27 protein-coding genes are annotated in these 26580 nt (G+C 57.9%); 7 read left to right on the plus strand and 20 right to left on the minus strand.

Going from position 1 to position 26580, the window contains the following annotated elements; all coding sequences use genetic code 11:
* Positions 1–357 precede the first annotated feature (357 nt).
* From ABIE53_RS00760 to ABIE53_RS00775, 4 genes are read left to right on the plus strand one after another with little or no spacing between them, the layout of a single operon-like run.
* A complete protein-coding gene (locus ABIE53_RS00760; RefSeq protein WP_192700372.1) occupies positions 358–1365 on the plus strand; it encodes an AAA family ATPase in 1008 nt (335 codons plus the stop codon).
* 57 nt (positions 1366–1422) lie between these two features.
* Positions 1423–3978: a S8 family peptidase gene (locus ABIE53_RS00765; RefSeq protein ID WP_192700373.1), complete on the plus strand. Its 2556-nt coding sequence runs from the start codon at positions 1423–1425 to the stop codon at positions 3976–3978.
* A 50-nt stretch (positions 3979–4028) separates the two neighbouring features.
* Entirely contained in the window at positions 4029–4910 is an 882-nt protein-coding gene (locus ABIE53_RS00770; RefSeq protein WP_192700374.1) for an SMODS domain-containing nucleotidyltransferase, read from the plus strand.
* On the plus strand, positions 4888–5475 hold the full coding sequence (locus tag ABIE53_RS00775; protein WP_192700375.1) for an SLATT domain-containing protein: 588 nt from the start codon (positions 4888–4890) through the stop codon (positions 5473–5475). The genes ABIE53_RS00770 and ABIE53_RS00775 overlap by 23 nt, the downstream gene beginning before the upstream one ends.
* A 375-nt stretch (positions 5476–5850) precedes the next feature.
* On the opposite strand, the gene ABIE53_RS00780 is transcribed toward ABIE53_RS00775, so the two are convergent.
* The 16 genes from ABIE53_RS00780 to ABIE53_RS00855 form a co-directional block, all read right to left on the minus strand.
* A complete protein-coding gene (locus tag ABIE53_RS00780; RefSeq protein WP_192700376.1) occupies positions 5851–7389 on the minus strand; it encodes a hypothetical protein in 1539 nt (512 codons plus the stop codon).
* Positions 7390–7607: 218 nt separating this feature from the next.
* The gene (locus ABIE53_RS00785) at positions 7608–7880 is read right to left on the minus strand and encodes a hypothetical protein (RefSeq protein WP_192700377.1); all 273 of its coding nucleotides are present in this window, start codon (positions 7878–7880) and stop codon (positions 7608–7610) included.
* Positions 7881–8090: 210 nt separating this feature from the next.
* Complete coding sequence (locus tag ABIE53_RS00790; RefSeq protein ID WP_192700378.1) at positions 8091–8408, minus strand: P-II family nitrogen regulator; 318 nt, start codon at positions 8406–8408, stop codon at positions 8091–8093.
* A gap of 38 nt (positions 8409–8446) precedes the next feature.
* Entirely contained in the window at positions 8447–9004 is a 558-nt protein-coding gene (locus tag ABIE53_RS00795) for a PCYCGC motif-containing (lipo)protein (protein WP_376914385.1), read from the minus strand.
* A 28-nt stretch (positions 9005–9032) separates the two neighbouring features.
* Entirely contained in the window at positions 9033–9188 is a 156-nt protein-coding gene (locus tag ABIE53_RS00800; protein ID WP_192700379.1) for a hypothetical protein, read from the minus strand.
* Positions 9189–9276: 88 nt separating this feature from the next.
* Positions 9277–9504, minus strand: a complete 228-nt coding sequence (locus ABIE53_RS00805) for a DUF2933 domain-containing protein (RefSeq protein WP_192700380.1) — start codon at positions 9502–9504, stop codon at positions 9277–9279.
* Positions 9505–9558: 54 nt separating this feature from the next.
* On the minus strand, positions 9559–9867 hold the full coding sequence (locus tag ABIE53_RS00810; protein WP_192700381.1) for a hypothetical protein: 309 nt from the start codon (positions 9865–9867) through the stop codon (positions 9559–9561).
* A 132-nt stretch (positions 9868–9999) separates the two neighbouring features.
* Positions 10000–10362: a hypothetical protein gene (locus ABIE53_RS00815; protein WP_192700382.1), complete on the minus strand. Its 363-nt coding sequence runs from the start codon at positions 10360–10362 to the stop codon at positions 10000–10002.
* A gap of 70 nt (positions 10363–10432) precedes the next feature.
* Positions 10433–12307 (minus strand): protein-disulfide reductase DsbD, encoded by a 1875-nt coding sequence (gene dsbD / locus ABIE53_RS00820; RefSeq protein ID WP_192700383.1) that lies wholly within the window; start codon positions 12305–12307, stop codon positions 10433–10435.
* Positions 12308–12374: 67 nt separating this feature from the next.
* A complete protein-coding gene (locus ABIE53_RS00825) occupies positions 12375–12728 on the minus strand; it encodes a copper-binding protein (RefSeq protein ID WP_192700384.1) in 354 nt (117 codons plus the stop codon).
* Positions 12725–15931, minus strand: coding sequence for an efflux RND transporter permease subunit (locus ABIE53_RS00830; RefSeq protein ID WP_192700385.1), 3207 nt, complete (start codon positions 15929–15931; stop codon positions 12725–12727). The genes ABIE53_RS00825 and ABIE53_RS00830 overlap by 4 nt, the downstream gene beginning before the upstream one ends.
* Positions 15928–17454 carry an efflux RND transporter periplasmic adaptor subunit gene (locus tag ABIE53_RS00835; RefSeq protein WP_192700386.1) on the minus strand — a complete coding sequence of 509 codons (1527 nt, stop codon included), beginning with the start codon at positions 17452–17454 and terminating at the stop codon, positions 15928–15930. Before ABIE53_RS00835 ends, ABIE53_RS00830 begins: the two co-directional genes overlap by 4 nt.
* Positions 17455–17465: 11 nt before the next feature.
* Entirely contained in the window at positions 17466–18761 is a 1296-nt protein-coding gene (locus ABIE53_RS00840; protein ID WP_192700387.1) for a TolC family protein, read from the minus strand.
* Between the two features lie 91 nt (positions 18762–18852).
* The gene (locus ABIE53_RS00845; RefSeq protein WP_192700432.1) at positions 18853–19215 is read right to left on the minus strand and encodes a hypothetical protein; all 363 of its coding nucleotides are present in this window, start codon (positions 19213–19215) and stop codon (positions 18853–18855) included.
* A 178-nt stretch (positions 19216–19393) separates the two neighbouring features.
* Positions 19394–20455, minus strand: a complete 1062-nt coding sequence (locus ABIE53_RS00850; RefSeq protein ID WP_192700388.1) for an AbiJ-NTD4 domain-containing protein — start codon at positions 20453–20455, stop codon at positions 19394–19396.
* Positions 20456–20934: 479 nt separating this feature from the next.
* Positions 20935–21372 carry a nuclear transport factor 2 family protein gene (locus tag ABIE53_RS00855; protein WP_192700389.1) on the minus strand — a complete coding sequence of 146 codons (438 nt, stop codon included), beginning with the start codon at positions 21370–21372 and terminating at the stop codon, positions 20935–20937.
* A 166-nt stretch (positions 21373–21538) separates the two neighbouring features.
* Here ABIE53_RS00855 and ABIE53_RS00860 point away from each other — a divergent pair, with 166 nt between their 5' ends.
* The 3 genes from ABIE53_RS00860 (at position 21539) to ABIE53_RS00870 (ending at position 23188) form a co-directional block, all read left to right on the plus strand.
* Positions 21539–21919, plus strand: coding sequence for a hypothetical protein (locus ABIE53_RS00860; protein ID WP_376914387.1), 381 nt, complete (start codon positions 21539–21541; stop codon positions 21917–21919).
* A 664-nt stretch (positions 21920–22583) separates the two neighbouring features.
* Positions 22584–22886: a hypothetical protein gene (locus ABIE53_RS00865; protein ID WP_192700390.1), complete on the plus strand. Its 303-nt coding sequence runs from the start codon at positions 22584–22586 to the stop codon at positions 22884–22886.
* 53 nt (positions 22887–22939) lie between these two features.
* Positions 22940–23188: a hypothetical protein gene (locus ABIE53_RS00870; RefSeq protein WP_376914389.1), complete on the plus strand. Its 249-nt coding sequence runs from the start codon at positions 22940–22942 to the stop codon at positions 23186–23188.
* 380 nt (positions 23189–23568) lie between these two features.
* On the opposite strand, the gene ABIE53_RS00875 is transcribed toward ABIE53_RS00870, so the two are convergent.
* From ABIE53_RS00875 to ABIE53_RS00890, 4 genes are all read right to left on the minus strand, one after another.
* A complete protein-coding gene (locus tag ABIE53_RS00875; protein WP_192700391.1) occupies positions 23569–24036 on the minus strand; it encodes a hypothetical protein in 468 nt (155 codons plus the stop codon).
* A gap of 260 nt (positions 24037–24296) precedes the next feature.
* Positions 24297–25007 carry an H-NS family nucleoid-associated regulatory protein gene (locus ABIE53_RS00880; RefSeq protein ID WP_192700392.1) on the minus strand — a complete coding sequence of 237 codons (711 nt, stop codon included), beginning with the start codon at positions 25005–25007 and terminating at the stop codon, positions 24297–24299.
* Between the two features lie 136 nt (positions 25008–25143).
* Entirely contained in the window at positions 25144–25428 is a 285-nt protein-coding gene (locus tag ABIE53_RS00885) for a PAAR domain-containing protein (RefSeq protein ID WP_192700393.1), read from the minus strand.
* A gap of 45 nt (positions 25429–25473) precedes the next feature.
* Entirely contained in the window at positions 25474–26580 is a 1107-nt protein-coding gene (locus tag ABIE53_RS00890; RefSeq protein WP_192700394.1) for an Imm72 family immunity protein, read from the minus strand.

Consider the following 26580-nt stretch of genomic DNA (forward strand, 5'->3'; position numbering starts at 1 on the left):
AGACCTTCCAGTAAAGAGACGGTTTTCCGAGCGTTGTCCAATGCACCTTGGATTCTGTCGGCGGCGCCCGGATTCGCCATCAGGAAATCCGCGAGCTGTGCTAGGCAATCGTTTATCAGATGTGTAGGTGCGCCCGCCTTCTCGGCTTCAAATCTCGACAAGGAAGATTTGTTTACTCCGTGAGCAGCTGCGAATTCAGCTTGGGTATTTTTGCCCCGGGCCCATCGAATCAGCTCGCCTTGGGTTCTAGGTGGAATCATTCTGACTTTGATGCTGTAATCGCAATGAGTTGCTATAATAGCATCATCGAATCGGCAGGAAGCCTATACTTCGTTCCGAGACTTTTTGAGGCTCCTAATGGCACGTTCTGACCAAGTGAAAGCACTACTGCGCGCATACGCTGGTGACAATCACGAGCATTTTTTCGCGGTCGCCATGCAAATGGCCGCGGACGAAGCGCATCGTGGTCACACCAAACTGGCGGCGGAACTGCGCGACCTGGTAGACGCGGCGAAAGCTGGCAAAAAGCCGGGCCTCTCTTCGGTACGGAGCAAGGGCGCTGAACGCGCGATTCCAATCGCTCAGCCAAAGGGCGAACTCTCTGAGTTGTTGACCGTGCAGTATCCGCACGAGCATCTGCAACAAATGGTGCTGTCGGACTCGGTTCGCACCAAGTTAAATCGCGTGCTGCGTGAGCAACGCCATCACGAGCGGTTGAATAGTCACGGTCTGAGCCCGCGTAGAAAGTTGCTGCTTGTCGGCCCGCCCGGCACCGGCAAGACCATGACAGCCGCAGCATTGGCCGGCGAACTTCGTCTGCCGCTCTTCACGGCGCGGTTCGACAGTCTCATCACCAAATTCATGGGTGAAAGCGCGTCGAAGTTGCGCTTAGTGTTCGAAGCGCTGAAATCGACCCGCGGCGTCTATTTTTTCGACGAGTTCGATTCGCTTGGCCTTCAGCGCGGCAGTCAACATGACGTAGCCGAGATGCGGCGGACGCTGAACATGTTCCTGCAGCTTATTGAGCAAGACTCTTCCGACAGTCTTCTGATTGCAGCCACGAACCACGGCAAAGACTTGGATACGGCACTTTTCCGCCGGTTTGATGACGTCATCAAATACGAAGCGCCAGACGAACGGCAGATTGAAGCGTTGCTGAGGAATAGCCTTGGAGTTTTTGAATCGCCGGACATTGACTATCGCCGTTTAGCGCTTGCAGGGAAAGGCGAAACGCATGCGGACATCGTAAAGGCCTGCCTCGACGCATTGAAGGATGCGATTATGGAAGGCCAGAAAACTGTCAGCGAAGCGAGCGTGATACTTCATTTGGAAGAGCGCGCGCAGGGCCACGACTTGCTTCGGTAAAAAGCGCAAATCCTGTTGTAGACTCTCAAGCAAAATCTACCTAAAGAACTTGAGAGAATGGCAGACCAACTCGTTAGCCACCTGTTCATCAACGGCCGTGTGGCGGGCCTCCGGTTTCAGGCACCCGTCGCTGGCCGCGGGAAAAAAGGGAAAAAAAGAGACGTCGGCGCCCATGGCCGCCGTTTGCTCGCGCAATTAGACGAGTTAGCTGGCTCAATTGACGCCCTTGAGGCTGCCAGAGCAGCGGCCGACCTCCCGCAGCGCCGTGGGATGTCGATTTCAGTCGAATTTGCGCCAAGCGGTGCATTTGATTGCAGCAAAGTTGAGTGGAAGCGGGACGCCATCGAGCTGTTATCGGTTCAAGTCCACACAAATTCTGACATTGCTGTACTTCACGTTCCAGACGGAAGACTCTCGGCCTTTGTCAATCGAATCAAAGAATACGTTGCAAGCGAAAACGAGGGGACGGTAAAGCAAGCCGCATTAGTTAACGCTATCGAGAACATCCGTCGTACGGCGTTCAAGGAAATGTGGCACGGTCCAAGCGCACCGCCGGTCGATACGGAGCCGCATTGGTTTCAGATTTGGCTGCGTCATTCGAGTGGCCAGCCAGCTGAAGTCGTCGCAGAATTTATCAAGCAAGCTGAGCTGGTAGGCCTCGAGGTCGAACCGGGACACCTCGTGTTTCCGGGAAGAATCGTGGTTGCCGCGTACGGTACGAGAAAGACCTTTGAACAGGCAGTCGAACTACTGGACCTTATTGCAGAGGTCCGTCCTGTAGAACCGACAGCGGAGTTTTTCCTGAGCGAACTGACGCCCGCCGAACAGGCGCAATGGGTGAATGACCTTCTTGCTCGCACGAACTTCGCAGAAGGTGAGTCTCCTCACATATGTCTGCTCGACACCGGCGTGAATCACGGACATCCGCTTCTAGCCCCAGCACTCGCTGACGACGACCTGCACACGTTCGACCCAACCTGGCAAAAAAACGACCATGCCGGTCACGGCAGCGAGATGGCGGGTATCGCGCTCTACGGTAACCTAATGGAACCGCTTAGTTCCGGTGAACCCCTTAATGTGCCGCACCGACTTGAATCGGTGAAGGTGCTTCCGCCGGACGGAGAAACGCCGCCGAAACTATGGGGCAGCGTAGTTTCCGAATCAGTGAGCCGAGTCGAGGTGACTACCGCGAGGCGTTCACGCGTTTTCGCGATGATGACAACGTCCGTTGGCCATCTCCTTGGCGCGCCGTCAGAGTGGTCCGCAACGATTGACCAGCTAGCATTCGGAAGATACGGACTCAGTATTGCTGATGTTGGCAAGGTGGAAGAAGAGGAAGCGCCCCGAGTTCCGCGCCTTTTCGTCCTTTCCGCCGGCAACGTTCCGTGGCCTGATTGGGCCGACTATCCCCGAGCGAACGGCCGCAGCCCGATTCAAAATCCCGGACAAGCTTGGAACGCGCTCACGGTTGGCGCAATGACGTCCCTTGTCCAAATCGACGGGCAACAGCACCCCGACCTTTCCCTGATTGCGGACGCTGGCGACTTGTCACCCGCGTCGACGACCTCAGTACTGTGGGCGAAGTCGTCCTGGCCATTAAAGCCGGATGTCGTCGCAGAAGGCGGGAACGCGACCCGAGATGCCTTTTCCGTCAACATCGGCCCGGAATCACTGCGAGTCTTGACCACCTCAAACACGCCCGGAGGAAGTTTACTTTCGGCGTCGGGAGATACAAGCGCCGCAGCCGCAGAGGTTGCCCGTTTGTGTGCACACGCGCGGTCTCAATATCCTGACTACTGGCCCGAGACCATCCGCGCGCTAATCGTGCACGGCGCGGACCATACGCCGACGATGCGGGGACACTTTCCTGAAGAACTCAAGCGTGAAGATAAAAACAGCCTGCTACGGACATATGGCTATGGTCTGGTGGACGCCGAGACGGTACAGTTTTCGACAGCGCACCGACCAACGCTTGTCGTGCAACGTCAATTCAACCCGTACCTGCGGCAGCTTGGTGGTTATATAGGATTCGGCGCCATGCAACTCCACGACCTGCCTTGGCCAGTTGAAGAGCTTCATCGACTGAGCGAGGCCCAGGTTGAGCTGCGCGTCACACTCTCATATTTCGTCGAGCCGAATCCCAGCGCACGAGGATGGCAAAGCAAGTTCCGATACCAATCGTTTGGGCTTCGCTTTGCAGTCAAGGCTGCATCCGAGGACGAAGAGCAGTTCTTGCAACGGATTAACAAACTCGAACGCGAAGCGTCTGACAGCGAGGATGAGGACGATGAAATCGAAGAGAACTTTCCAGACCCTGATGTAAAGAAGTGGCGGTTTGGTCCCCAGATACGCGCGAGAGGCTCAATCCATTCGGATGTCTGGACAGGTTCGGCGGAACAGCTCGCGCTCAAATCCCAGATTGCCGTCATCCCAGTCGGTGGTTGGTGGAAATACTGGAAAGAGGCAAAACAGCATGCAACCGAGGCGAGATACGCGCTGGTCGTCTCGTTGCGAGTAAGCGAAGAATTGGATGCCGACGTCTACACCCCAATCGCGACGGAAATCGGGCTACCAGCAGTGGTAGACATCGACATCAACGGCGCCGCCGGCTAACGGCTTTAAGGTTTGGGATTTCGTAGAATTACAAACAGGGGCGAATCGACATGGGTGTCGGGGAGTGGTTCAAAGATTTTTGCACCGAGTTGCGGATAAACAGCGAGAAACGAACGTCAATCGGATACCGGACTGGACGTATCGTCGGCCAGCTGAATTCGGACCTTCGCAATCTGGACTCAAAAACCGCATACCGTTTTTACGTGGGGTCTTACGGTCGGAGTACGGCTATCCCGAGTGTTAGCGACGTTGACCTTCTGTACGAACTGCCTTACGAGCTCTATCAGAGATACCACGGGCATGCTGGGAACGGTCAGTCCGCGTTGTTAGCGCTAGTCAAAAACTCTATCCGCAAGACGTACACAGTCTCGGATATGGCCGGCGACGGCCAGGTCGTGGTAATCAGATTCGACGACGGCGTGCGGTTCGAAGTGCTTCCAGCGTTCACTAACGTCGGTGGTGGATACACGTTTGCTGACTCCAACAAAGGTGGGTCTTGGGGTACGTGCAAGCCGAAGCAGGAGATGGAGGCGTTCGCTGCGAGGAATGTCGCGTGCAACTACAACCTGGTTGAGCTCAGCCGAATGGTCAGAGCGTGGCGAGACACTAATAACGTGTCCATGAGCGGCATGCTGATTGACACGCTCGCTTATCAATTCATTGGCACGTGGGCACATCGGGACAAGTCATACCTATATTACGACTTTCTAACTCGCGACTTCTTCAATTACCTCGCAAATTTGAGCACGCAACAGACCTACTGGCTCGCCCCCGGCAGTGGCTCGTACGTCTACCGCAGCGACGTTTTTCAATACAAGGCTCGGTCTGCCGAATTGAGAGCAATCGAAGCGCTCGCATACCAGGCGAATAACCATGACTGGTCGGCCAGACAGAAGTATCGGGACATATATGGAACAGCATTCCCCGCTTGACCAACCGCCAATCGAGCCTGCCGCGACCCTTGAGGGTCAACTGCGAGAAATGTATGCGCGTGCAGCATACACGCATAAAACTCATGAAAAGATGGCGGACCGCTACATACGCCGATACAAACGCATAAAAACGGCCGAGATTGTTCTGTCAGCTGCGACGACGAGCAGTCTGCTGCTGGCGGTGCTCGGCGACTCGCACACCGGGACAATCACCGCCGCCGCACTTTCGACGGTACTGCTGGGATTCGCTCTGTATTTCAAAGAGGCGAGCCTAGGAGAGCAAGCCCAGAAACACACCGTCGTGGCGTCAGAGCTATGGGGTGTACGTGAGGCGTTACTGTCGCTTTTGGTCGACATGAGGGACGGACGAGCCGTCGATGACATACGCCTCACGCGTGACCGCCTAAACGAATCAATGGAAGAGATATACAAGGCTGCACCGCGCACCGATAGCAAGGCATACGGTGACGCGCAAAAGGCATTGAAAGAATCTGAAGAACTGTTCTTCACCGATGAAGAACTTGACCACATGCTGCCGAAGCAACTGCGGACTAAGCGCTCATAGTCGCTTCTTGATGTGTTGCGAAGGCGGACCCAACCGCAGCGCGGCTTCGGAAAAATTTTTGAAAAGGCTTTTGCATAGATGCTGCTACATCAGTGCATCTAGCTCCTTTAGAACCTGGAGCGAGCGGCCCTCAATGCCAACTCATGCTTGCGCTTCGATGCGATTTTGGAAATGAATGTTCACGCACTGTGGCAAACAAGCCAAACCCAAATCAGAAAGTGCCAGGTATTCTCTTTATTCAAAAGCTGCTCGTAATCTCGACGGAGCCCATTGAGCATTTTATTTTCCAGCGTGCTTTTTCTAGCAGTCGACAACGCCGTCTGTCTGCCCTCTGGCCGGCGAGCAAAATCGTTGCATCTGGGTTCGGCGACTTGTTTAATGCGTTGCGAGGCGGTTTTGGCTCGAGTCTGCGTCCGGCGAAGAGACGCACCGCGACTTCCAACGGACTCCAGATACCGCTCGCATTGTGCATTCGACCATGGCTTCTGCGACAAGATTTGCAGGACCCACTAGACCTATCACCCCTGACTCACAGCTGACCAATACTTCGAAGGGCCCACAGTGCGACCCGAGGAGCGAAAATTGAAGGGTGTGCCGCAACTCGATTAGGCCAGGCTTCTGTTCTTCAAAAATTTTCTGAAGAGCGCTGACCGGCTCCGTAACAAAGAATCTATGTCGGACCTCAGCGTCATCGTCGTCATGGATGTCAACCACCGCCAGCGCGTCGTCATAGTCTTCATCGTATTGCAGCACGTCGTATACGGCATCCGGCATCGGTGCGCCCAGTGCATAGAAGGCGTCGAGCCTACGCAATATTGCGACCCGTTCGAGCAACGCCTCGATTTGCAGCGGGAACTCCTCACGACGTAGCATCCCATTTCCAACAACCGACTCTGTACCGTCGACGGCCACATGGAGCCTGACCACCGTTCCTCTCGCCATTTCGCGAGCTAGCTGCAATATCCTGGCGAAATGCGGCAGTCTCTTCAACGACTTGCCTCCCCAAGCTTCGAAATCGAAGTCCATCCGGAAGCCGTTTCGTTCGCTCGCGAGTTCCTTCGTCACCTCGAGGCCCAGGAGACCGTCCAGCGCCTGTCCTCGGAATCGCCAACCTTTTGCCCCGAAACCGACTTCCCCTGAAAAGTCGAAGTACATCGACGTCCCCCTTTCGGAACCAAGGGTCATTGTCATCGTTAAGGGCTTGGTTTTCGTGGAAATCGCAACACGCTGCAACACGTCGTCGAGTTCGGCGAACAGGGGCGAACCCTCGAACCGAATGGCTATGTTCTCAAACGACCGGGAACCGCCAAATCCGAAAACGTCGCGGATGGCCTCGCGCGTCGCCTTTGAGGTCGATGGTGAGAGCCTAATGGTAATCGGAACCGCTTCCTGTCGTGCCGTAAGCGTACAAACGGGCCCACTACCAGCGTATGTCACGGACGCATGGAAACGGGGGTCCAGCTCCTCTAGGCGGTCTTCTTCATCCAGACAGTATCGTCTGATAGCTCGATTGATTCCGGATAACGTGCTTGGTACACGCGAGGCATCATTAGCCGACTTACCCACTCGGGCGTCGGACCGCTTTTCGGCCGCCGCTTTCTCTGCCAGCAAAAACTCGACTGAATATGATGAGTGGTCGCTGTCAATTTTGTCCGCGCAAGTTGCACAGCACCAAATGCCGTTTTCGAACGACCGGCGCTCTTCCGGTGTTTGATTCTCATCGTAGCGCGGGCCGCCCGCGGCCGCCGCTTTGATATGCGCAGCTCTACCGGTATCGTACGACCCGGTACCTTTACCCTTGGGGCCGATAGTTTGGGCGTCGCATAAGGAGCACCGATGGGCAACGCGTTTTGCTAGGTCGTGCCTTACGGACGCCAGAAAATTGTCTCGCTTTGAACTAGCTGCTTTTGACATGCGGCCCGATAAATCCAAGTGAATTCAGGTCGACATTTTAGCTGTCGACTCCAGTTCGCATGGTCTAGAGATTCGAAAACGCCGGCGCATTGGGCTGGAGGTGTAACGCAAGAACATCCTGTCCTCGCCGCCCGTCAAGCAGCCAATCGATACTCATAGTAAGCGCACCTTTAGTGCTAACGCCATCAAAAACGAACAACGAATCGATGTTTTTGTGGTTAGTCCCCAAACGGGTTGCCTGTGTCTTTGACTTCGGTACTTAGGTTGTATTCCGCACGCACGACCTTGAGCACGCCCTCGATGTCGCGCTCGAAGCCGACCGCGTTGCCGAAGTGGGTCATGTTCCAGTTGCAGCCTGTCTTGTCAGGTTCTTGCAACTGCGGCCGCGGCACACGAATCTTCGCGCCATCCTCGACGATTTCCTGCAGTCGATGGATTCGTCGGTTGACCTCCTGCTGAAGCTTCGAGGCATTGAGCGTCTTGCGTATCATCCAGGCCTCCTTCCCGTTGCTCAAGCCAGTCTAGCGCAAGTGAGGCGTTGCGCGACCTGGCGCCGAAACGCAAAGTGCCTGAGAGAGCAGGCGCCTTGGTTCGTCGGGGTGCTTCATACGTCTGTACGCGACAATCACGACGCCACGACCACCAATGCGCGCACCGTTGGCAACAAGGCCAGCCTTCTGCGTTAGCCTCTTGCGGCGGAGTCAAGGTATGGCTCGCGCCTGACTGCGAACGCGGAAGAATTTTTCCACCGGAAAGACCGCGACGACACCGTCTCCAGTCGCGCCGACATGAGCGGTGTCCATGATGGTCTTCACGAGGGCATCGACGTTTTCCTCCTGCGCAAAGATTTCGATTTTGACGTGCTCCGTCGTCCAATCGTCGGCAAAGTAATTCGGATGGACCCCGAATCCCCGCACTCTCGTAACGGTCACACCATGGATGTGGATGGCGCCTAGTTTTCGCTCCAGCACCTCCACGACATCAGGTCTGACTATGGCAACAACGCATTTGAGCTCCATGTTCTCCTCCACGACTGATTGGGAAAAGCCGCGGCCGCCTATCCTTTGGGCGCCCACTTTGCATCGACAGCTGCCTGAATCTTGCCTGTGTCCTGAACCCCGGCCTGTGTCATCTGATAAGCAATCTCCGCCGTCCCCTGACAGACCGCACACGTGACTGCCATCTGGTCTTCAAAGCACTGAAGGTTGGAGCGATGCACGCCGCGATTTTCGCAACCACACCAGCAGTAGAGCTTGTTGAGCATTGCGGGAATCTGCGTCGCAACCCAATAGGAATGCCTTACGTCCTTATCAGCAAACTGGTTCGGGTTCAGCACGTGAGAAGCATCTGAACGTCCGCCTGGGATGATGCGCAACCCATCAGGACGCAGCATGCCAACTCGCCAACCCGGTACCTGCTCAACCGCGTTGGACGGTGCAATGGCGCTCGCCGTAGACTCGGTCAGTCGATGCCCAAGAGACGGACCCCAGACCACGGCTGCTGGTATCGCAATCACCACCGAGAGCAGGAACATGAGATGCCACATGGCCCTTCCCGGCAGCTTTATGCGCCTGCCGGTGCTTCGAACAACCTTTTCCGATGAATGGTGCTTCATTCCGGTTCTCCCAATCTGATGGAGAAATTTATGGGCGGAAATGCATCGCTTCGCTGCAGGAATGCAGTCCCTGCATCATGTTCACGTGCATTGCCGTCATACCAACCACACCGAGCACGGCAATGAGGCCAATGCCCGCGAACACGCCAATAATGACATTCAGTACTGGTCTTTCATTGAACATCGTTCGCTCCTACTTTGTACGGTGAGCCGGTGTGATGACTATGGACATCGCACCGGCTTCACACGATGGCACCAGACAGGTGGCAGATTTAAGACGTGCTTTTATCGGACACTGGAACGACCTTGTCTCGACTGTCAGCGCGAGGTTGCATGCCGCGCATCATGAACAGCATCGACACAGGACAAACGAGCGCGATGGCAACTCCAATGAACGACATCAACGACCCTCGGAATTGAGGCAGCGCCCAATAACCGATGGTCAGAATCAGTGCGAGAGTCAGCGCCGTTGCGACCATCGTCTTCGTGTTGCACTTCATGGTTAGGTCCTTACGGAAATTGGGATGAGAGTTCGTCGTTGAGCGACAAGTCCATTACTTCGATGGTGCAGTCCCGGCCTGGTCGGAATACTTGAGCATGATGTCCCCCATTGCCCGCATCATTTCTCCATGCATACGCATCGCGGTCTTCGGGTCCATGCCCATGCCTGCACCCATCATTGGGCAGCTGCCCATCATCCCGCCCATGCCCGTCATGCCGCCCATCATCTGGCCGTGTTCGCGGCTCTGCGCAGATGTGCCTGGATTGTTGCTGGCACCACCATCGGCTGCGGCAACACTGACGGCACTTGCCGTCAATAGGAATGCTGACAAGGCCGCTGCTCGTAGAAATTTCGTGTTCATGTAACTCTCCGAATTCAAGTTCGTGTATAGCTGGAAAAGAACCGACGACATTCAGTTTGATGGTCATCACACCCGCGATAGGACGAGCGCAAGCCACGGCACGAAGCCGTTCAAACCTTGGTCGATTGGGAGTTACAGCGAGCGCGGCGGAGGGGCTGGCAGTTCCGGAATGAACTGCTCGGTCAGCGAATGGACGACAGCCTGATAGACAGGAGAAGAAGGTACCGTGATAGAGGTGTACGTCACGGGTATGACCGCCGCGCCACACACAGCGCCACCAATGCCGCCATGGCATGCCGGCTGGGTGTGCACGGTCTGATGCATCGAGCCTTGCTCGCACGCCGCTAACGAGGATGCATGCGAGGCTTGCATATCCTGATGCGCGGCTACCGCCGCCGGCGACATTGCTGGGCAAAGTGCCGCCTGCGCCGGGTAGCCAAGAAACGGCATCCACGCAATCAGAAAGCAGGCGACGAGTTTGGCCCAGATTTTCATAAAGTTCAGTATAGACCCGGCAACAGCATGCTGCCACGGTTTGCTGCAGGGCTTGTGCGCTGCATCAGCGTTAGCCTCTCCATCGTTTCAGGTGCGCGAGGAACGCATCGGCACCCACGAATCCCGCGAGTTGGGCGTCGGGTTGTTGCTGACCGCTCCTGTTGTAAAAAATCAGGGCCGGTGGTCCAAAAAGACCGAAGCGCCGTAGCATCGCCGTATCCTCAGCGGTGTTCTTCGTTACGTCGATGCGCAGTAGTTTCCAGTGCGCGAATTCGCTGACCACGCGCCGGTCGGTAAAGGTAAAACGCTCGAGCTCCTTGCAACTGATGCACCAGTCCGCGTAGAAGTCGACCATCACGGGTTGTCCGCTCGCGGACGTGAGCGCGTGGTCCAGTTCGGCATTCGACCGTATCGCCTCGAAATTTGCTGTTGGCCTCGCTTCGGTTTCTCCTCTCGCCGATGACGACGTTCGCATCAGCCCACCGAGCGGTGTCAGAACATCAAAATTCCCCGCTGCAACACCGATGAATTCCGCAACTCCAGCAACCAGCAGCAATACGCCCATCGCCTTTGCCACGCGTGAGATACCGGACGCATCGGGCGGCAGCGGGTCAATCGCCCGAAGCATCGTCCCGCAACCGGTCAGCAGCAGCGCGACCAGTACCATCAACAGCCAGGTCGGCAGTAGCGAGTAGACAAACCATAGTGCCGCGGCGAGCAGCATGACGCCCAGTACGTTCTGAACAGCAACCATCCAATGGCCTGACCTGGGCAGGATGTGTGCGCCGAATGTACCGACGAGCAGTAGCGGAATGCCGATTCCGAGGCCCATCACATACAGGGCGAGCGCTCCCCCAGCGACATCATGACTGTTGGCGATGTAGAGCAGCGCGCCTGCGAGGGCGGGTGTCGAACAGGGGCCGACAATCAGGGCGGCGAGCATCCCCATCATGAACACCGGAACAGTTCGCCCGCCGGGCAGGCGATTGCCCCACTCAGTGATTCTCGTTTGCCAGCCCGCAGGTAGCTGCAGACGGAACACGCCGAACATTCCGAGGGCAAAAATCACCATGAGCACGCCAAAGCCAGCGAGCACCCAGGGCTTTTGTGTTACGGCCACCAGCGGAATGCCGATGAGCGCGGCGATGGTTCCGGCTACCGCATAAGTAATCGCGAGTCCCTGGACATATGCGAACGAAAGGAGGAAGCCTCTTCCCAAAGACCGCCGTTGCTGCGTTCCACCAATGACAGCGGTCACGATGGGAATGAGCGGATACATGCATACCGTGCCTGCCATTAGCAGACCGGCAAATAGAAAACCCAGCAGCTCAGGTACGGAGATGCCATTCGCTGGATGCAGATTCATTCCCGGTGGTGCTGCCGCGGGTGACTGGCTTTCGCCAACGCCCGGCAACCCGGAATTGGCAGCGGGAGCACTGCTCGGTGCTGTGACGGACGTGACAGAGCCATCGGCCGACACACGATAGTTCCGCGTTTGCGGCGGATAGCAAACGCCAATGTCCGCGCATCCCTGCGACGTAACGGACAGCACGACGCTGGTTGCGACCGGGCGAGGTAGAGACACGTAAATTTGCACGGGGTGGTGGTAGACCGTGACCATGCCGAACGTGGGGTCGTTCTTCAGCTCTCCGGGTGGCATCTGTTCCGGCTTTATCGACGTACCGTCCACCGCAAAGCTGAATCTGTCCCGGTACAGGTAGTAGCCTGGTTGCGTGTCGAAATCGAGTACGACCTGCTGCGGTCCGCCCGAGGTAACACGCAATGGAAAGGCGCGCTCCGGAGGCAGAAGGTCGGACTCGTTCACGGCGTGAGCGGCCAGTGATGTCAGTATGAACAGCAAGCCAAGTGCGACCCGCAACATGCGATTGAGCATACTCGCGAGACGGCAAATGCCTCGCTGAGCAAAAAGGGATGTCGTCTGCATCGCTGGCCTCTATTCGTGCAAGCCGGATTGCAGACTCACCGGTTATGGTGAGCCTGCAAGTACAGCATCAAGACTGCTTTTCGAGTTTCACAATCGTCAGGGTGCCATTGACGTCCTCGACACGCACTTTGACCTTGTCGCCCTCATGAACCTGTTTGACCATCGCGGCATCCTTGGCCTTGAACGCCATCGTCATCGGCGGCATGCTGACGTTCTCGAGCGCGCCGTGCTTCAGCGTCACCATGCCCGTGGCGGGGTCCACTTTTCTGACCTCGGCATCGGTGAGCGCCGTGTTCGATGACGCCTTGGAAGCCGACGGCTTCGACATGTTCATCCCGGCCATGTCATCGCCGGCGAACGCGGGTGCGGCAAACGTGCCAATTGCGCAGAGAGCAACAGAGGTAACAATTAACTTCTTCATCGGGTTTCTCCAGTTTGGATAGATGGCACTTTCATGCCGGAAGTTACTGCATGGGACAGACGCGCCTGGTCCAGCTTCCGCGCACGGCGGCGCTGTAGCAGGAACCAGGCTGCGGGGATAACGAACATTGAAAGAATGGGTGCCGTGACCATGCCACCTACCATCGGCGCGGCTATGCGTTGCATGACTTCGGAACCGGCGCCGTGTCCGACCATGATGGGGATGAGACCAGCCAGCACGACAGCAACCGTCATCGCTTTCGGTCGCACGCGCAACACGGCGCCTTCGCGAATGGCGTCGAACAGAACCGCCTCGCTTAGCTGGTCACCGTCGTCCAGCCGGCGATTGAGCGCACCCTTCAGGTAGAGCAGCATCACGACACCAAACTCGGCTGCGACGCCAGCGAGCGCAATGAACCCAACCGCCGTCGCGACAGACACCGCGTGACCCAGAATCCATATGAGCCAGAACCCGCCCACCAGGGCGAACGGCACCGTCGACATCAGCAACAGTGCATCGGCCGCCGAGTTGAAGGTCAGGAAGAGCAGCACGAAGATGACGGCGAGTGTCACGGGAATGACCGTGCGCAGCTTCGCCGCTGCGCGTTCGAGATATTCGAACTGGCCAGACCATGCAATCGAGTACCCCGGCGGCAGTACGACCTTTTCCGCAACAGCACGCTGCATCGCTTTCACTGCCGACTGCAGGTCCGTGTTGCGGATGTCCACATAGACGTAGCCAGAAAGACGCGCGTTCTCGCTGCGAATCATCGGAGGTCCGTCGGCAATCGTGATGTGCGCGACATCGCCGAGCTGGATTTGGGCGCCACGCTCCGTGACGACCGGCAATTGACGCAGCTTCTCGAGTGAATCCCTGATTTCGCGTGGATAGCGGATGTTGATGGGGAACCGTTCACGACCAGCAATGACTTCGCCGACGTTGTCACCGCCCACTGCCGAGGACACGACCGACTGAATGTCCGCCACGGCAAGCCCGTAACGTGCCGCCGCCAGGCGGTCGATGTCGACGTCAACGTAGCGGCCTCCGTTCAGTCGTTCAGCCAGTGCAGACGTGACGCCCGGAACACCTTTGACCGCTGCTTCGACCTGCGCCGCAACCTTGTCGATTTGTGTGAGGTCCGCGCCCGAAATCTTCACCCCAACGGGCGTCTTGATGCCGGTGGACAGCATGTCCAGTCGATTGCGGATGGGTGGCACCCATACGTTTGACAGTCCCGGCACCTTGACAGTCCGGTCGAGTTCGTCGACCAGCTTCTCCGGTGTCATGCCGGGTCGCCACAGGCTACGCGGCTTGAACTGAATGGTGGTCTCGAACATCTCCAGTGGTGCCGGGTCTGTGGCGGTGTCGGCGCGGCCGGATTTGCCGAACACGGTCGCCACCTCCGGCACGGTCTTGATGAGCCGGTCCGTCTGCTGTAGCAATTCACTTGCTTTCTCGGCCGAGATTCCCGGAAGCGCTGTCGGCATATAGAGCAGGTCACCTTCGTCGAGCGGTGGCATGAATTCCCCCCCGAGCTGGGAAACGGGAATCACCGAAACGGCCAGCGCAACCACCGCCAGACCGATGGCAACCCACGGCCGCCGCAGCGTCGCCTCCAGCAACGGTCGGTACAGTCGAATCAAAACGCGATTGATGGGATTCGAGTTCTCATGCGGAATACGGCCTCGAATCAGATAGCCCATCAAAACCGGCACCAGCGTCACTGACAACCCGGCAGCGGCGGCAATGGTGTAGGTCTTGGTAAAAGCCAGCGGAGAGAAGAGCTTCCCCTCCTGCCCCTCGAGCGAGAACACCGGGATGAACGACAGCGTGATGATGAGAAGCGAGAAGAAGAGCGCCGGCCCCACCTCCGCTGCAGACGTCGCGATGAGTTCCCAGCGCTGTGCCGTTGTGATTGGTTCGCCCGGATGCTCGTGGTCGTACGCTTCGAGGTGCTTGTGGGCGTTCTCAATCATCACGATGGCCGCGTCAATCATCGCCCCGATGGCAATTGCGATGCCGCCCAGCGACATCAGGTTCGCATTCACCCCCTGATAACGCATCACGATGAAGGCGGCCAGCACGCCGAGCGGCAGCGACAGAATTGCCACGAACGCACTACGCAGGTGGAACAGGAACACGGCGCAAACCAGCCCAACGATGATGAATTCCTCGATGAGCTTGTCCTTCAGGTTGTCCACCGCGCGCTCGATGAGCTGCGAGCGGTCGTAGGTGGTCACGACCTCGACACCGGCCGGCAGAGAACGTTTCAGGTCGGCCAGTTTTGCCTTCACCGAATCGATAGTCGTCAGCGCGTTCTTGCCGGAGCGCATGACGATGACGCCGCCGGCGACTTCGCCCTCGCCATTCAGCTCCGCGATACCGCGTCGCATCTCGGGTCCGATTTGAATCCGCGCTACATCGCCGAGCAGAACCGGCGTACCGGCATCGTTTGTCCGCAGTACGACGTTGCGAAAGTCGTCGAGCGTACGCAGATAGCCGGAAGAGCGGACCATGTATTCCGACTCGGCCATCTCAACTACTGACCCACCCGATTCCTGGTTCGCCTTGCCGAGCGCGTCAGCCACCGTTCCCTGCGTGATGCCGTAGGCGCGCAGTTTGTCCGGGTCGAGCACAACCTGATACTGGCGCACCATGCCCCCGATGCTCGCAACTTCGGACACGTCCGGCACCGACTTCAGTTCGAACTTCAGGAACCAGTCGTTGACTGCACGCAGTTGTCCGAGGTCGTGTTGGCCCGTTTTGTCGACGAGTGCATATTCGTAGACCCAACCCACACCAGTCGCGTCCGGGCCGAGCGAGACCGTTGCCCCTTGTGGCAACCTGCTTTGCACCTGATTCAGATACTCGAGCACTCGCGAACGCGCCCAGTACTGGTCGGTCTTGTCATCGAACAGCACGTAGACGAACGCATCGCCGAACGAGGAGTATGCGCGGATGGTTTTCGCACCAGGCACGCCAAGCAGCGTGGTGGTGAGCGGATAGGTCACCTGGTCCTCGATGACCTGCGGCGCCTTGCCCGGGTACGACGCCTTGATGATGACCTGCGTGTCGGACAGGTCGGGCAATGCATCAAGCGGTGTTTGCGTGACCGAATAGACGCCCCATGCCGTAACGAGCACGGTTGAGAGCAAAACCAGGAAGCGGTTGTGGATAGACCACCTGATAAGACGCGCAATCATTTGGCGCCTCCGACCGGTTCGACCCTGGTCAACTGGTAGCCCTCGTCAGATTGCCTGAAGACAAAATGCACGGTCTGGCCGGGCTTCACGTCTGGAAACGCCGTCGGCGACGGTTTGCCGAACGACATCGTCATCGCGCCCCAGCCCAGCGCTGGAACGGGTTGATGTGAAAACGTGATGTCCCCTGCTGTCACCTTCTCGACCTTGCCCGTGGTGTCGTAGGTCTGCGGTGCTGCTGCAGCAGGTGCAGGAGCAGGCGCACTTGCACTGGTTGGTGCGGTCGCTTCGAGCTTCGGCAGAACGGATTTCAGACTCGCTTCCGAGTCAATCAGGAACTGGCCGGATGCGACGACCTGCTGTCCTTCAGTCAGGCCGCTGCTCACCTCAGTATCGTCGCCGGTATCGTTGCCGACGGTGACCGAGACCGGTTGTAACCTGCCGTCCGGATTCCTGACGATGACCACCGAGCGCTTACCCGTCGTGATGATGGCTTCCGACGGAACGAGCAATCGCGACACCTTTTTCGCCGCACCAATGCGCGCCCGCATCAGCATCCCTGGCGTCAACCTGAAGTCGGCGTTGTCGATTTCGAGGCGTGCCTGCAGCGTGCGACTACTCGTGCTGATGCCCGGCAGGATTTCGCGGATGCGTCCCGTGAAATGCTGCGCGGGGTCGCCGGCAAACACGGCGTCTACGCTCATGCCGGGTTGAACCTGGAGGGCCAGGGCTTCGGGCACTTCGACCACGAGCCACAGCCTGTCGAGCCCGGAGACCTTTGCAAGCGTCTGCCCGGGTGACACCATCGCGCCATCGCGCACGTTCAGTTCGGTGAGCACACCGGTTTCCGGTGCGGATAGCGTGATGTGCGTCTGGGCCTTGCCGGTGCGGTCGAGACTTGCAATCACGCCGTCCGGAATCGACATCGCCCGCATGCGCGCACGTGACGCCGCAAGCATGCCGTCATCCATGGCGCCACGCTTCAGCGCCAGATACTCTTCCTGTGGCGCAAGCCATTCCGGCACGAACAGCGACGCAATCGGCGCGCCTTTCGCGACGCGCTGCATCGGGGCGCTGGCGTAAAGATGGTCAATGTAGCCGGTCACCCGCGACTGGACGACATCCGCTTTCGACTCATCGAACTGCGTGGTGCCCACCGCATCGAAACCGCCCGTTGTTTCCCGACGACGCACAGTTGCGTAGCGAATACCCAGATTTTGCTGAAGACCCGGGTCAATCTTGATGCCGTTCGAGCCGCTTTCATCGGCATAGACCGGCTCGAGTTGCATGTTCATGAAAGGTGACTTGCCCGGCTTGTCGAAATGCTGGTTGGGCACCATCGGGTCGTGCCAGTACAGTACCTTCCGGCCAGTCTTTGGGTCGGTCTTGTCGCCGGAAGCTGTAGCCGCACGAGCGGTCTCACCACTCATCGCTGAACGATGCGTACCGGCGACATAGCCGGCCGCGAGCAATGCCGCAGCGGCAAACGCCATCAGGGCCGCGCGTGGCAGTTGTTTCTTTTGCATGTTGTTCTCCATCACTGACTCACGGACATCGAGGCAGGTACGACCTGGTATTCGAGCTTGGCCCATGTCTGCGATACGTCTCGTTGCAGGTCAAGCACCTGAAGCTGGGCGTCGAGTTGCGCGCGCCTGGCAGCGAAGGTGTCCGCAAGCGAACCCGTGCCTGCTTTGTACGCTGCAGTTGCAAGTAGAGCGCGCTGGTCCGCAGCGGGCAGCAAGGAATTGCGCAGATTGTCGATACGGTCGCGACCGCTGGCGAGAGTTGCCGCCTGCGTGCGAATATCCGCCTCCACCTGACGCTGCGCGTCCTCGTACATCAGACGTGCCTTGGTGCCGAGCTCCGCCTTTTCGGCAGCATCGCGGTTCTGACGATTTTTGCGGTTGATAGGCAGCGGAATGCTGACGCCGACCGACACCATGTTCGAGTACGCCCCGCCTCGCTGCTGATACGAAACCTCCCACGTCCAGTTGGGACTGCGGTCACTGTTGGCAACTGCCGTGTCGGCATCGGCAACGGCAATGTCTCTTGACGCAGCGATGAGCGCGGGCTGCACGTCACGAAGTTCCTCGGGCGGCAGGGACGAGACATAGGACTGTGGCGCCGGCGGCTCGCCGGTCACATCGGAAGCCGGCGTTGCCGTCCAGCGGGAAAGGCCAATGAGTGCGGTCTGGAACGTCTGCCGCGCCTTGAGCAACTGGTCCTGGGTCTGCGCGAGCATGGCCTGAGCCTGCGTCACATCGGCAGCCGTCGCTTTAGCCCCTCGATACGACGCTTTCGTCGCCTCGAGCTCATGCGTCATGTGGCCGACGAGCTCCTGCTGCAACGAGACAGCTTTCTTCGCGTAGACCGCGTTGAGCCACGCTGCGGCCGTTTGCTGGCGCGTGTTCGCGAGCTGGGCCAGGTAACCGGCCCGCTCGCGGTCCACTACGTCATTCGCTAACGCGGAGCGTAGCCGCCGCTTGTCGCCCGACACCCATTCCTGTTCGACGCCGATGCGGCGCATCGTCATGAAATCCTGCCCAATGGTGTATTTCTGCTGTCCGCTCACAGGCAGGTTGTCCACACCAGCCTTCAGCATTGGGTCGGGCAACTGGCCTGCCTTGACGGCCACCTCTGAGCTGGCACGCACTGATGCCTGCGCAGCTCCCATGGCGGCCGAGCGGTCGGTCGCGGACTGGAGCGCTGCATCGAGCGTGACGGGTGCTTCTTGAGCGCGGGCAGTGACGCTCGCGAGAATCAGCGCGGCAATAAATGAGTGCGCGCGCAATGACACACGCCGGCATGACGGCGTGCCAATAGTTAAAGGCATGTTCTAACCCCAACGGCGGAATCCCAAAGGAATCCACGTCCTGGACGCAGGACGACCTCACCGCAAATGCGGTGAACCTGTCAGCAAGGGATTAGATGGCGCGCGGAGGTCGCCAGAGACCGGCCAGTTCACGGACGGTCAGGGACTGCGCGTAGTGGAATACGACGGGGATGGACAGTCCGGCGGGACGGGTTACTTCAGTCGTGGAGACCGGATGATACAGACTACCAAGTTGGCATTGCGCCGTTACCTTGCAGAGGAAGCCTTTGGCTTTCCCCGGTTGCGGGGATTTCATGGTTTCGCATCCGGGCATCTCCGAAGACATTGCGCCACCATCCTCGGCGGCCATGCTCATCTGCATCGGACAGTCTCCAGTCAAACCGCTGGCCGCCAGCCCACTAATGGGCAGCACGGCGCAGAGCAGCAGGAGGAGCAACGTCCGCAAAAGTTTCATGGCTCGGATTATAGCGGAGCTATCGCGTTCACGTCCTGCGGAATCAGTCATTTCGTCCGTCGCCACACGCAGCAACAAACCATAGAATGGCTGCTCCTTTACCTTCTCAAATTTGGAAGTTGTTGATTTTTGCACCACCGGCTCAGGTTGGTCACTTTCGCGAGGGCAGGTACACGCGTTATTGCACGCGACGCACTAAGGTGCGGACCCACGACATGGCAGTCTCAATTGCCCAATCGGTTTGCACAGGGGTAAGGGAAGGCATCGGTTCAGAGCCGGGGCCGTGACCAACGGTGTTTCTTACCTTCCGGAAGTAATCCCTAAGCATCTCCCCCTCCCATACGGTCAAGAAGGCGCCGTTCTCCTTGCTCACAAGATTGTCGATATACGCACTTGCACCATTTTCCTTGCCGCGCGTCCAGCCCTTGATGTCCGAAACTATCTTGATAGCGCTCTCGAGCGCCTTTCCGGCGAAAAATGCCGGGTCCTTGTCGTTGGCATCTCGACGGTCAAGTGCTTCAGCCATGTCGATGCTCACGTTTTCCCACATAGGAACCGCGACTAGACGCCAGAAGGGAGAGCCAATCTCACGCTCGATAAGCTCGTCGGTAGCTACCTGGATGAAGCCGTTGTGGAACGTCAACGGAGCACCCACTCGACGGAACCGCTCGTTGAGCTCCTCGGCCTGCCTTTGGAACGTCTGATTCAGCGACAGATTCAGCGCGCGAACTCCGTCCTCTGCTTGCCCCGGCACGCGAAGTGCATGGCGCGGAACGGGTAGGAGCTTCGCTGCGAGCAGAGCCCGAGGGAGGTCCGCGTTTGCTGTCGCTATTTCATCGTGGCGCAGGCGCATTATCAGTTCAATGAAGCTCACCCGCTCCTTGATGAAGCCGTCAACATCGGAAAGTCCAGGCTGAGGCATGGCATTCACGAATTGCTCACACACCTGGTCGTAGGTCCAGTAGCCGGACTGATGCCAATCTTGCCCCATCGGTCCTTTCGTTGGGAACGAATAGTAGCGCGGCGCCAGTTCGTTCACACCCAACTCTCGGGCAAGGCGATTGTGAGCTTCTTGCCACTTGGCTTCGTTTGCCTCCAACTTCTTGCCCGACCTGTCGAGTACGGGGTATATCTCTTTTGCTAGTCCGATTGTTTGATTGAGGAGGCGGCGCTCGGCCTCGCTGTATCGCGACCAAATCGGATACTTCGAATATCGATAGGCAAAGATGTCGGTCAGCATATCGGCAGGTGTTTCTTCTCTATGTAAAGTTGCTTGGCGGGCAGTTGCAGTTATGAATCACGCGACGATTCAAATGCTAAGCCATCTGCCAATCGAACGGTTGCCATTCCTTGAGCCTATGCGAACACTCAACCGCGGCCAAATTTTTCTCAACTAGACATGTCGATGGTAACCATCGGCCGCATAGAACTCGTCGTGCCGGATAACGTCCAATATCACGACGCCGACCTCGGCGTACGTCTGATACTACATTCGTATTCAGACGCGAGGCATTGCGACACACTCAACGCTAAAATCGTGCGCATACTCATGTGTATGGGCCGCGGGAGCCAGAGTGTGCGGTCACTTTCGCTTGTCATAGATTCCCGCCTTTGAATTGCGCGTGAGTTCATCCACCGCTTCGCGCGCGCCAGTCGGCCGCCACGGCGCTTCTTCATTGTCCCCACTGCGAGAGCTGGTGCCCATGGGCGATTCTCTGTTCAAGTCCCCCTCGTCCGAAGGCTCGAAGCAGAGCTAGCCAGCGGCAGCACGTCCAACGCTATGGGCACGGACGAATCCAGAAAGTCGGACCAGCGCGTCCGCAGGCCGTCTTGGACATCGAAGATATGCACCCATTGAGATTTGAAGAATTCGCCTGTCGACTTCGTTGCCGACGCAACGAAGCCGATTACGACAATCTGCTCACCCATGTCGATGAAGTCATCGGGCTCAAAGCTGGTGATTCTTTCCGAGGAGAAAAGGTCACCAAAATACTTCTGCACGTCTACCGGCGTACGGCATACGATGCCGTGCGGGCGACTTGCCGGCCCAACTATTCTCCATTCGATGCCCGCTGGAATGAGCGCGACGAGCGGGCAAGCATCGCCCCGAGCAAGTGCCTTGTAAGCGTCAGTGACGACCCTCATCGCGATTCGCATATTGGTCTCCCTAAAGGCGATTGCTAAAGCAGTGAAGGTCCGCTGACAGGATACGCCGCGCTGCTCGATACCTATGCGTCGAATGATAGGGCGTGTTGCGCCACGATTCACGCTGCAGCGCAGTTGCCTCGTCGCAGCCCGTCGACGGTCACGCCAATGCGCAACGATGACGGACATCAAGGGCCAGTTACCGGGGCCCCCAATGTTCAGTGCCGGGACGCGGCAAACCGACCGCTATCAATTTGGCGCGCACGGCGTCGGAATAGATTTTGCGCCGACGGCCCGGCTTCTCCATCGAATGGCTTTTGTCGTTTCCTTGACCTTACGCCGTTCCGTCCTAAACTGGTCTTCATCCGTCGAAGAACGAATATCCAATGACAACGTACTCACGATGGGATATCCACGCGCGGTCGGAGCTCCTCACTTTTCTCGTGATATCGCATCTTTTTACGAAGCACATCACCGGTCGCTGGATGACACCCGCGAATACGGTCGAGTCAGCCAAAAGCTGGGCGAGAAAGAATTCGCGCGACGGAGACCTGCTTAGTCGTGTGAGGCTTGCATGCTGGGCACAAAACGTCGCCGAGTGCATCAGCTCTGAGACCGGCGTTGCGCTGAGTGCCAATTTCTTCGCGTCGATGTTTGATAGCAGACTTCGTCTTGACTTCGCGGCTCCGACGACGAGGAGCATCTATCGTACGTGCCAACGCCACCTGCTCTCGATATCAACAATGAACTAGCCCGAGCAATTGTCGGTCGCCGGTCGATTTATAAGGCGTTGGCAATTTCTGCTGTGAACGGTCTTCGATTTGAATCGAGGCTGTGCGCGACACCTCAGCCTTAAGTACGTCAGGTGTGCCATCGTTGCTATCGGTGCTGGAAATCTTCGCGCCTCCGCGCTGATTGCCAGCAGTCGAAGGAACCGTTGGTCAAGTGCCAGTGGAGCATTAAAGCGTTAAGCGTCTTACGTTCATTCGAGCCTTGCTCCTGCCGCTTTGCCCAGCTCTGTGCATTGTGCCGCCTCGGCCTATCGCGCGCCTCCAAAAGAGCGGCAGTGGTGGACGCGAACGCAGCTCATCTCGCCCCTGCGCCCTCGCCAGTAATTCGCTGTTACTACTCTCGCACGGCCGTTTCACATGTGTCCGCCGCCCGCTCCTAAACTCCGAACCGTAGTGACTGACATTGCACTCGAATGTGCGAGGAGTGGGAAAATGAACAAGAAGATTCTCGGCGCAGCATTTGGCCTTGCAGTGCTTGCAGCCTCAAGCGCAGCATCAGCACACGTCGACGTAGCTATCGGGCTGGGTGTTCCCGGAGCCGTGTATGTGCCGGCGGAACCGGTGTATGCACCGCCTCCTGTCGCGTACGGCCCCGCACCCGTGGCAGTCGCTTATGGCGATGACTGGCGAGCTCGCGAATGGCGGGAACGCCGTGAGTGGCGCGAGAGAGAATGGCGCCGTCATGAGTGGCGTGAACACGAGTGGCGCGAGCGTCATGGATGGCGCGGCTATTGAAGCGACGCAATAAGGCGTCACATCCCGTCAATCGAAAGTCTGGGCATATTCGAATGAACGCTAGCTTGATAAGAACCAGCTTGATTGCAACGACCCTTGCCTTCGCAACGGCAGGCACGGCGAACGCTGCAGGATGCCTGAAGGGTGCCGTCGTCGGCGGGGTCGCCGGACACTACGCTGGCCACCATGCTGTGGTCGGTGCGGTCGGTGGCTGCGTTGTGGGTAGACACCTTACCAAACAACACGCACAACAGCAGGCTCAGCAGCAACCCGCACACCGTCAGGCAGCAGAGGCGCAATAAAAAGTCGCCGGCCTGATGTCCCCGGTGGAATCAGGAAATCGCTGGTCCACCGGGCACCTGACAACAAGATTAGGTCGTCAACTCGACGCCCGACTCGACTGTGGCCACCGGAGCGGCCGCGGTCACGCTCTTGCGCGGCGCTTTTTTCGCAGGCGCCTTCTTAGCCGGCACCTTCGCGCGCTGTGCCTGCTTGGCAGCAATTTTCTTCGCCGTCGGGGCCTTTTTTGCAATTGCCTTCGTGCCGCCGGTTTTACATCGGCCGCCGTGCGGTCGCCATCAATCAAAAACTTACTGCGGGCGAGCGCTGCAGGATGCAGGCGATGCAATCAGGCACTGCGGGGCAACGCTCTATACCGACATCGCGCCGTTCAGTTCTGACGTCAGAACTGCGGCGCTGCCGGGTAGCAGGTCCCTCCAAAGTCCATGTAGGCCGTGTGCTGCTTAGGGTCAACGCTGTAAGTAATCTGCCCTTGCCCGTTTATGCGATTCACCTGCACTGCAACGTACTGTATAACCTTGCCCTTGTAAGGCAGGTTCACTTGTTGCACCGCTGCATACCATTCGTCGTCGTTCTCGTACATGCGAGCGTCGACGTGACCAGCGAGGCTGGTGTCAACGGAGATAACACCACGGACTTTGTCGACAACGATGACCTCGCGGACGCCTTTATGCTCGGCTGTGAAGTTCGGGCCGAATCCGTTTCCGAACTGCAACTGACTCCCGATGCACGACAGATAAATCGGCTTCTCGGGTGCGACAGGCTGGCCGTTTGCGCCAATCGTCACTTGCGCTATCGCCGGTGAGCCCACCGCAATCATCGCCACAAAAGCTTTTAATTTTGTTTTCATCCCCGGCCCCATCGTTGTTATGCCGGCATTTTAGCCGAAGTCCTGCGGGTGCTCGCTGACAGGGTGATGTGGCTATGGGCTCGCAGATGCGTGGCGCTGGCGCAGTCGGTAGCTGCATAGTTGGCAGGCACCTTGCCAGGCAGCACGCTCAACAGCAAGCCGCGCGACGTCAGCCGACACAGCCGCAATAAAACGTCGTCGATTTGGTGACCCGGTGGAACCAGAAAATCGCTGGTCCACCGGACACCTGACAACTACGTTTAGGTCGTCAACTCGGCGCCAGAGTCGACTGGGGACACCGGAGCGGCCGCGGTTACGCTCTTCTGGGGTGTCGCTTTCGCCGAAGACTTTTTGACCGACGCTTTCTTTGCTGGCAGCTTCGCGCTCGCGGACTTCTTGGCAACAGTTTTCTTCGCCGTCGGGGCTTTCTTGGCAGCAGCCTTTTGCACCGGCTTTTTGCCCGCCGCGGCCGCACCCTCAATCAAAAATTTGCTGCGGTCCTTGACGTTAGCAATCCAAGCCGGCGGCCGTGCACGTCCGCTCCAGGTCGCGCCGGTCTTGGGGTCACGATAAAGCGCCGGCTGGGGACCTCTAACATAGTTTCCGGCCTTCGCTGATTTCTTGGCAGCAGGAGCGGAAGACACTGCGCTACCTTCAACCAAAAACTTCGAGCGGTCCTTAGCGCTGGCAATCCAGCCCGGCGCGCGGCCATGACCCGACCATGTCGCCCCCGTCTTCGGGTCACGGTACTTTGCGGTCGAAGCCGCCGACTTGGCGGCAGCCTTAGCGCCCGGCTTAGGTCCGCGTTTTTTGCCGCCAGTGTGCGCATCGATGTCAGCAGTCGTTAGTCCGTGTTCTGCCATTAAGTTTTTAATCTTCTGGATTACAGCACTCGACTTTTTCGCGCGGAGCGCATCGGCTTGCGCCTGCAGTCTCTGGATTTTTGCTTGCAAGGATTCGAGTGTCGTCATTGCCGTTTCCGCGGTTGAGAGATGCGGCACTATGCCATGTGAGTGATGAAATAGGCTAGTTATGCGCGGAGCTATCGTGTGAACGCTTTGGGCTTTTGTTACCGCCGCATCTGCTGCCAAACCTTCCTGTATTTGCTCACGGCGATAAAGTGCCAGTTGCTTGGGACGGGACGAGCTTCGGCAAAGGCACGCACTTACACCGGCACAGGTCGTTTTCCAAAGCCACCTGCCTTCCCATTACCTCCATTGACCGAGGTGAGCCATCTCCGATGATGACGCCCTCCGCGCTGCAGGTATTGCACAAGACCGGAGCCCCGACATAGGCCAACGGACGACCGTCGAACGACGAGCCGACAATACCGTCAAGCACCACGCCGTTACTAGCCGTGTTGTCGCCCTTCAGGATGAACCGACGGCTCATGTCACTAGCTTCCTTTCCTAATCCAGTTGTCGACAATGCGTCCCATCATGCTCGCCTGATGAGACGCCATGTGACCCAGTGAACCCGGCGCTCACCTGAACCGGTTGCGCTCGCGAGCACGTCCGGCATAACCATGCCCTGCGATGCCTCGATGCGGTGATTGTTGAAGCCTATCGCTTCCCAAGTGCCAGTAATCGGGCAAACCTCACCTGTCCGTACCTCAATCTCCTCCTCGGGTTGGCCGTGGTCCGTTGGCACATTTATCGGCGCACGTTCAAGGAAATATTCAGATTCGTCCGGAATGACACCGTCCTTGTATCGGGTGTCTTCCCACAGGAGCCGCCAATGGGTGCCTAGACGCTCAGTGCGAGACTCCGCCTCGTTCCATTTGCCCCTCACATTGGGCGCCTTCGTGTCACTCACGAGATAGTTGAAGCACCCATTGTTCTCGATACTTCTCACCCCCAAAGGCACGATGCCGAGGGCCTTCTCTCGCTCGACCTTGACAGGCTCCCATATCCCGTCTACCGGTACGCGCTGTCCGGAACTGATTATGAGGTCCGTGGCCGCAGGCACTTCCGAAATCTCGGCTGGAAAGACGGGGTAGGGCAATTGGTAGAACTGGTACCTGTAACGGTCGGGGTCCAGCAACGCTGCCGGACTTGAGTAGCGAGCGGACATTCGAGGTATGAACGGCACTTCAATCGGTGCGTAATCGCCCTCATAACGGGACGCCAGTAGTAGCCGATTTAGTGCTTCGACTTTTTCCGGGTAAGGCGCAGTCTGTGCACCTCGCTCCCAGTAGTCAGGATGCGTGTACAGAAAGTTGCGAACCGTACTGCTTTTGTCCATCGCGGCATCAAGGGGTTGACCGGTCCGCCATACAAATCGATGTCCCTTCCCGAGTTCTTCAACCCCTTTTTTGTATAGACCTAGCGTTTCGTAGATTCCGGGGAGCAAATCGGGGTCCATCCGCTCGGGGTCGTTTTTGGGCCAGGTTCTGACAGCGTTCTCGAATGCCCTGGAAAACACCTCCCATGCATCCCGTTTCTTCGCCCACAGCGAATAACTGGTCAGTCGCTTCAGCAACCAAAACACGCGTCGCCGAGTCTCGGAATCCTGCATGTCATATTCTTGCGTGACGTACCCCAT

This window comes from Paraburkholderia sp. OAS925 (genome assembly GCF_040543975.1).
Lineage (GTDB): Bacteria > Pseudomonadota > Gammaproteobacteria > Burkholderiales > Burkholderiaceae > Paraburkholderia > Paraburkholderia graminis.

What these genes read in the sequence shown, in the direction of transcription:
- ABIE53_RS00760 (WP_192700372.1), top strand. Translation starts at nt 358, where the DNA reads ATGGCACGTTCTGACCAAGTGAAAGCACTACTGCGCGCATACGCTGGT.
- ABIE53_RS00765 (WP_192700373.1), top strand. Translation starts at nt 1,423, where the DNA reads ATGGCAGACCAACTCGTTAGCCACCTGTTCATCAACGGCCGTGTGGCG.
- ABIE53_RS00770 (WP_192700374.1), top strand. Translation starts at nt 4,029, where the DNA reads ATGGGTGTCGGGGAGTGGTTCAAAGATTTTTGCACCGAGTTGCGGATA.
- ABIE53_RS00775 (WP_192700375.1), top strand. Translation starts at nt 4,888, where the DNA reads ATGGAACAGCATTCCCCGCTTGACCAACCGCCAATCGAGCCTGCCGCG.
- ABIE53_RS00780 (WP_192700376.1), bottom strand. Translation starts at nt 7,389, where the DNA reads ATGTCAAAAGCAGCTAGTTCAAAGCGAGACAATTTTCTGGCGTCCGTA.
- ABIE53_RS00785 (WP_192700377.1), bottom strand. Translation starts at nt 7,880, where the DNA reads ATGATACGCAAGACGCTCAATGCCTCGAAGCTTCAGCAGGAGGTCAAC.
- ABIE53_RS00790 (WP_192700378.1), bottom strand. Translation starts at nt 8,408, where the DNA reads ATGGAGCTCAAATGCGTTGTTGCCATAGTCAGACCTGATGTCGTGGAG.
- ABIE53_RS00795 (WP_376914385.1), bottom strand. Translation starts at nt 9,004, where the DNA reads ATGAAGCACCATTCATCGGAAAAGGTTGTTCGAAGCACCGGCAGGCGC.
- ABIE53_RS00800 (WP_192700379.1), bottom strand. Translation starts at nt 9,188, where the DNA reads ATGTTCAATGAAAGACCAGTACTGAATGTCATTATTGGCGTGTTCGCG.
- ABIE53_RS00805 (WP_192700380.1), bottom strand. Translation starts at nt 9,504, where the DNA reads ATGAAGTGCAACACGAAGACGATGGTCGCAACGGCGCTGACTCTCGCA.
- ABIE53_RS00810 (WP_192700381.1), bottom strand. Translation starts at nt 9,867, where the DNA reads ATGAACACGAAATTTCTACGAGCAGCGGCCTTGTCAGCATTCCTATTG.
- ABIE53_RS00815 (WP_192700382.1), bottom strand. Translation starts at nt 10,362, where the DNA reads ATGAAAATCTGGGCCAAACTCGTCGCCTGCTTTCTGATTGCGTGGATG.
- dsbD (WP_192700383.1), bottom strand. Translation starts at nt 12,307, where the DNA reads ATGCAGACGACATCCCTTTTTGCTCAGCGAGGCATTTGCCGTCTCGCG.
- ABIE53_RS00825 (WP_192700384.1), bottom strand. Translation starts at nt 12,728, where the DNA reads ATGAAGAAGTTAATTGTTACCTCTGTTGCTCTCTGCGCAATTGGCACG.
- ABIE53_RS00830 (WP_192700385.1), bottom strand. Translation starts at nt 15,931, where the DNA reads ATGATTGCGCGTCTTATCAGGTGGTCTATCCACAACCGCTTCCTGGTT.
- ABIE53_RS00835 (WP_192700386.1), bottom strand. Translation starts at nt 17,454, where the DNA reads ATGCAAAAGAAACAACTGCCACGCGCGGCCCTGATGGCGTTTGCCGCT.
- ABIE53_RS00840 (WP_192700387.1), bottom strand. Translation starts at nt 18,761, where the DNA reads ATGCCTTTAACTATTGGCACGCCGTCATGCCGGCGTGTGTCATTGCGC.
- ABIE53_RS00845 (WP_192700432.1), bottom strand. Translation starts at nt 19,215, where the DNA reads ATGAAACTTTTGCGGACGTTGCTCCTCCTGCTGCTCTGCGCCGTGCTG.
- ABIE53_RS00850 (WP_192700388.1), bottom strand. Translation starts at nt 20,455, where the DNA reads ATGCTGACCGACATCTTTGCCTATCGATATTCGAAGTATCCGATTTGG.
- ABIE53_RS00855 (WP_192700389.1), bottom strand. Translation starts at nt 21,372, where the DNA reads ATGCGAATCGCGATGAGGGTCGTCACTGACGCTTACAAGGCACTTGCT.
- ABIE53_RS00860 (WP_376914387.1), top strand. Translation starts at nt 21,539, where the DNA reads ATGACGGACATCAAGGGCCAGTTACCGGGGCCCCCAATGTTCAGTGCC.
- ABIE53_RS00865 (WP_192700390.1), top strand. Translation starts at nt 22,584, where the DNA reads ATGAACAAGAAGATTCTCGGCGCAGCATTTGGCCTTGCAGTGCTTGCA.
- ABIE53_RS00870 (WP_376914389.1), top strand. Translation starts at nt 22,940, where the DNA reads ATGAACGCTAGCTTGATAAGAACCAGCTTGATTGCAACGACCCTTGCC.
- ABIE53_RS00875 (WP_192700391.1), bottom strand. Translation starts at nt 24,036, where the DNA reads ATGAAAACAAAATTAAAAGCTTTTGTGGCGATGATTGCGGTGGGCTCA.
- ABIE53_RS00880 (WP_192700392.1), bottom strand. Translation starts at nt 25,007, where the DNA reads ATGACGACACTCGAATCCTTGCAAGCAAAAATCCAGAGACTGCAGGCG.
- ABIE53_RS00885 (WP_192700393.1), bottom strand. Translation starts at nt 25,428, where the DNA reads ATGAGCCGTCGGTTCATCCTGAAGGGCGACAACACGGCTAGTAACGGC.
- ABIE53_RS00890 (WP_192700394.1), bottom strand. Translation starts at nt 26,580, where the DNA reads ATGGGGTACGTCACGCAAGAATATGACATGCAGGATTCCGAGACTCGG.